At 55.3% G+C, this 2,047-nt stretch carries 1 protein-coding gene; it reads right to left on the bottom strand.

Annotation, left to right across the window (positions count from 1 at the left end):
* Nucleotides 1-164: 164 nt before the first annotated feature.
* The gene (locus MHN28_RS24750; protein ID WP_239345713.1) at nt 165-1,619 is read right to left on the bottom strand and encodes a sulfatase-like hydrolase/transferase; all 1,455 of its coding nucleotides are present in this window, start codon (nt 1,617-1,619) and stop codon (nt 165-167) included.
* Nucleotides 1,620-2,047: the final 428 nt, after the last annotated feature.

Below are 2,047 nucleotides of genomic sequence, written 5' to 3'. Positions count from 1 at the left end.
TGCGCCGCCTCAAAACTCGGCAAACGGTTCCGGTCGGATTCGTTGTCCCCCTCGACCGTGAGGTCGAAGGGGCCGCTGAACTTTTAAAAGACGCGATCCGGCACGAGGTTCTGGCCTACAGGAACGATTTGAACAAGGTACTGGATGCCGATTGACGCCGCGCTTCAGATCTTTTCCAAATTGACCTCTTTGCCGGGGATGGGTGAAGCCGCGATAGAACCTGCGGATTTCACTGTGCTCAAACCCCCCAATTCCTCGATCCGGGCGCGCTGATCGGCCTTGCTGCGAGTGTCCAGCGCTTCGGGGTCAACAAGGTCGCGAAGCAGAGCAACCAATTTCGCCTCTTTTGGATGGGTACGCTCGTTTGCGAGCAGATCGTCGCCTTCATGCGGATCATTGGCCAGGTCAAACAGCTGGTTGCGCATTCCCACGTGGTAAATCAGCTTCCAGTTCCCGCTTCGGATCATGAAGCTGGAATTAAGGCTGCCCATAGCATGGTATTCGGAAAAGGCGGGGCGCTCCTCCGTTGAGCCGTCGATGGCCCGCAAAAGCGATTGACCCGTCAGGCTTTTGTCGGTGGGCAGGTCGAACAGATCCAGCATCGTTGGGAACAAGTCTACATGGCTGACGCAATCCGCTACCTTTTTGCCCTGCGGCACACCCGGGCCGGCCATGATCAGAGGAACACCTGCCGAATGCTCATAAAGGTTGGCCTTGCCCAGAATGCCATGTGCACAAATCGCTTCGCCATGATCCGAGGTGTAGATCATCCGAGTCGACCGGATCAGGCCCAGATCATCCGCCGTGTCGATCACCTTGCCGATCTCTGCATCGGTTTGGGTAATCAGCGCGCAATAGCCCGCATAGGCGTTTCGCGCGAATGATTCATCCAAACCTTCAGGCAGCTGGTTCATTCGCGCCAGATAGGCCATCGCGGGGTGGTCATAGCGATCCTTCGCATCCCACGTCGGGGGCAATGGCATGTCCTCTGGCGGATATAGCGCCCAGTTTTCCTGATCCGCGCAAAACGGCGGATGAGGGCTGGGGTAGGACACGATCAAGACCCAAGGGTCGGGGTTACCGGCATTTTCGCGCAGCCAGTCAATTGCACGTTCGGTGATCTGGCGGTCATAAATCTGATAGTCGGTTTGACCGGGTCCAGAATTTCCATAGATCGCCTTATGACCACCCCGTGTTGGAACGCCTTCATCCGTACCCCGCAACAAGGTCAGCGGAGATCCGATTCCGTCTACAACGTGCATTGTATGAATTTCTTCAGAAAAGCCGTTGTCATCCTCGGCTGAGCGGTAATGCAATTTGCCAATCGCGGTGACCGGCACCTGCGCATCCCGCAAGCGATGATGCCAAGTTTCGACCTTGCCGTCGTACATCGTCGCGTTGTCCCAATACCCGGTCTGGTGTGGATACCGCCCGGTAGCCATGGCCGCCCGGGAAGGGCAGCACAATGTCGTGGCAGCATAGGCATTCTGAAATTGGACGCCCCGCGTGGCCAATCGATCAAGATTCGGCGTTTGTACCTTCGAGTGACCTGCTACACCCAGAAAGTCTGACGCGTGATTGTCAGTTACAAATAGAATGAGGTTGTTTGAACGTGTCATGAGATCCTAGCCACTCATTAGTGTCGTATGCGCATAACATATCGCTTTCTGCACGACTTCTTGGTGCAAAGCTGGAAACATCTGTTTCGAAATTTGGCGCATTGGCAAAGCCGAACGGTTAAGTTCTGTTGGCAAAAGCGGATTAAGCCTACACGAGAGCGGACCGCCACTTTCAGACTGCGCTGATCATCGACGCCGCAATTACCAGTGGTACAAAATCATTTTGTTCCTCTGCTACGAACTCGTTTCACTCGATACGGGGGACAAGTAGGCGCAGACAGTGAAGTTAAGCAGAGGTGTTTTGGCCCGCCTTTATCTGCGGGCCTTGGGGGAAGTTTTCAGGCGTCTTTCAACGACGCTTCTTTGGCCTGTTTGCTTAGCGACCTGGCCCGTGCGAACACGGCGATTACACCCAGCAGGAGGAAGCC

This window comes from Ruegeria sp. Ofav3-42 (assembly GCF_022347725.1).
Lineage (GTDB): Bacteria > Pseudomonadota > Alphaproteobacteria > Rhodobacterales > Rhodobacteraceae > Ruegeria.
This window is presented reverse-complemented; position numbering and strand designations above follow the sequence as displayed.

Coding starts and splice junctions, on each gene's coding strand:
- MHN28_RS24750 (WP_239345713.1), bottom strand. CDS start 1,619: ATGACACGTTCAAACAACCTCATTCTATTTGTAACTGACAATCACGCG.